Below are 2,789 nucleotides of genomic sequence, written 5' to 3'. Positions count from 1 at the left end.
AGGGCGGCCGGAGCGTTCCCACCCCGGCCCTCCCCCCGAGGGGGAGGGAGGGAATGCAGGGGCAGCCGCCGCGGGCCGCGCCGGCGCCGATGCGGCCACCGGGCGAGAAGCCCATCGCCTCGCCCGCCGTCCGGCGCCGCGCCTGGGAGCTGGGCATCGAGCTGCAGTTCGTCCACGGCAGCGGCCCGGCCGGCCGGATCACGCACGAGGACCTCGAGGTCTACCTCGCCTCGCGCGGGCAGGGCCCGACGGCGCGCGCCACCGCGCTGCGCCAGCGCCAGGGCGAGGAAGCGATTCCCGTCATCGGCCTGCGCCGCAAGATCGCGCAGAAGATGCAGGAGGCCAAGCGCCGCATCCCGCACTTCAGCTACGTCGAGGAGGTCGACGTCACCGAGCTGGAGGCGCTGCGCGCGCAGCTCAATGCGAAGTTCGGCGAGGCGCGCGGCAAGCTCACGGTGCTGCCCTTCATCGCCCGCGCGGTGGTGCTCGCGCTCGACGAGTTCCCGCAGATGAACGCCCGCTTCGACGACGACGCCGGCGTGGTCACCCGCTCGCGCCCGGTGCACCTGGGCATCGCGACGCAGACCGACGCGGGGCTCGCGGTGCCGGTGATGCGCCACGCGGAGGCGCAGGACGTGTGGGGCCTGGCGCGCGAGGTCGCGCGGCTGGCCGACGCCACCCGCAGCGGCAAGGCCACGCGCGAGGAACTGGCCGGGTCCACGATCACCATCACGAGCCTCGGGCCGCTGGGCGGCATCGTCACCACGCCGGTCATCAACCATCCCGAGGTGGCGATCATGGGCGTCAACCGCATCGTGGAGCGCCCGGTGTTCCGCAACGGCGCCGTCGTGGCGCGCCAGCTGATGAACCTGTCCTCGTCCTTCGACCACCGCGTGATCGACGGCATGGATGCGGCGCGCTTCATCCAGGCCGTGCGCGCGCTGCTCGAAGCGCCGGCCATGCTGTTCGTGGAGTGACGCGATGAAGAACAAGAACACCACGCTGCTGGTGATCGGCGGCGGGCCGGCCGGCTACGTCACCGCGATCCGCGCCGGCCAGCTGGGCGTGCCCACCGTGCTGGTGGAGGAAGACCGCCTGGGCGGCACCTGCCTCAACATCGGCTGCATTCCCTCCAAGGCGCTGATCCATGCCGCCGACGCTTATGCGCGGACGCAGTCGTACACGGGCGAGGCGCCGCTGGGCATCCGCGTGCCCTCGGCCAGCATCGACCTGGCGCAGACCCAGCGCTGGAAGGACGGCATCGTCGGCAAGCTCACCGGCGGCGTCGGCGCCCTGCTGCGCAAGGCGGGCGTGCAGGTCGTCCAGGGCCGCGCGACCCTCGTCGATGGCAAGACGGTGGACGTGGCGGTGGCCGACGAACCGCTGCGCATCCAGTGCGAGCACCTCGTGCTGGCCACCGGCTCGGATCCCGTCGCCTTGCCCGACCTGCCCTGGGGCGGGCCGGTGATCGGCTCGACCGAGGCGCTGGCGCTGACGAAGATCCCGAAGCACCTGGTGGTGGTCGGCGCCGGGTACATCGGGCTGGAACTGGGCACGGCCTACCGCAAGCTCGGATCGGAAGTGGCGGTGGTCGAAGCGACAGGGCGGATCCTGCCAGCCTACGACGAGGAGCTGACCAAGCCCGTGCTGGCGAGCCTCCGAAAGCTGGGCGTGACGCTGCACCTGAACTGCACCGCCGAAGGCCTCACGGCGCGTGGCAACGGCTTGCGCATCCGCAGCAGCAAGGCCGACGAGTACGTTCTGCCGGCGGACTACGTGCTGGTCGCCGCGGGCCGGCGGCCGCGCACGGCGGGCTTCAACCTGGAGTCGCTGGCGCTGGACATGAACGGCCGCGCCGTGAAGGTCGATGCGCAGTGCCGCACCTCGATGCGCAACGTATGGGCGATCGGCGACCTGACCGGCGAGCCCATGCTGGCGCACCGCGGCATGGCGCAGGGCGAGATGGTGGCGGAGATCATCGCCGGCGCGAAGCGGCGCTTCGAGCCGGTGGCGATTCCCGCGGTGTGCTTCACCGATCCCGAGCTGGTGGTGGCCGGACTCTCGCCGGCGGAGGCCGCCGCGGCGGGACAGGAGACGCTGGTCGCGAATTTCCCCTTCATGGCCAATGGCCGCGCCTTGAGCATGGAGGCCGCCGAAGGCTTCGTGCGCGTGGTCGCGCGCAAGGACAACCACCAGATCCTGGGCTGGCAGGCCGTGGGGCAGGGCGTCTCCGAACTCAGCGCCGCCTTCTGCCATTCGCTGGAGATGGGCGCGCGGCTGGAGGACGTGGCCGGCATCATCCACGCCCATCCGACCCTGGGCGAGGCCGTGCAGGAGACGGCGCTGCGGGCGCTGGGGCACGCGCTGCATATTTGAGCGCAGCCCTGGCTGGCGGGGGCCGTAGGCTGGCGGTGACGAAGGAACCCCAGCGATAGCGCGAGCGCAGCGAAGCGCTGGGCTTCCGGCGCGCGTTGCGCGCGGTCAGCGCCAGCCTACGGGTTGGCCCCGGCCCGCGCGGCCATCCACTCGACCGCCGTCGTCACGAGTTCCTCGATGACCTCCGCATCCGTGCGCCCCGAGCGCTTGAGCACCTCGAAGCCGTGATCGGCACCTTCGACGACGTGCAGCGTGCACGCTCGCCGAGCTGCGCCGTCGTCGCGCGGACCAGGTCGAGGTCCGCCAGCGCATCGCGCGTGCCCTGGAGGAACAACATCGGCAGCTCCACGCGCGCGAGGTGCTCTGCGCGCTCCACTGAGGGCTTGCCGGCCGGATGCAGCGGGAAGCCGAAG

The 2,789-nt window shown here is 72.1% G+C and carries 3 protein-coding genes; 2 read left to right on the top strand and 1 reads right to left on the bottom strand.

Going from position 1 to position 2,789, the window contains the following annotated elements; all coding sequences use genetic code 11:
* Positions 1 to 977: dihydrolipoamide acetyltransferase family protein (locus VFM98_RS12900; protein ID WP_414709022.1), on the top strand; the 977-nt coding region annotated here is incomplete at its 5' end.
* A 4-nt stretch (positions 978 to 981) separates the two neighbouring features.
* On the top strand, positions 982 to 2,376 hold the full coding sequence (lpdA, locus tag VFM98_RS12895; RefSeq protein ID WP_325110325.1) for a dihydrolipoyl dehydrogenase: 1,395 nt from the start codon (positions 982 to 984) through the stop codon (positions 2,374 to 2,376).
* Between the two features lie 163 nt (positions 2,377 to 2,539).
* On the opposite strand, the gene VFM98_RS12890 is transcribed toward lpdA, so the two are convergent.
* Positions 2,540 to 2,789: alpha/beta family hydrolase (locus VFM98_RS12890; RefSeq protein ID WP_325110324.1), on the bottom strand; the 250-nt coding region annotated here is incomplete at its 5' end.

It is taken from the genome of Ramlibacter sp., assembly GCF_035706265.1.
GTDB lineage: Bacteria > Pseudomonadota > Gammaproteobacteria > Burkholderiales > Burkholderiaceae_C > Ramlibacter.
The sequence above is the reverse complement of the archived record's forward strand: the minus strand, read 5'-3'. Positions and strand labels throughout refer to the sequence as shown.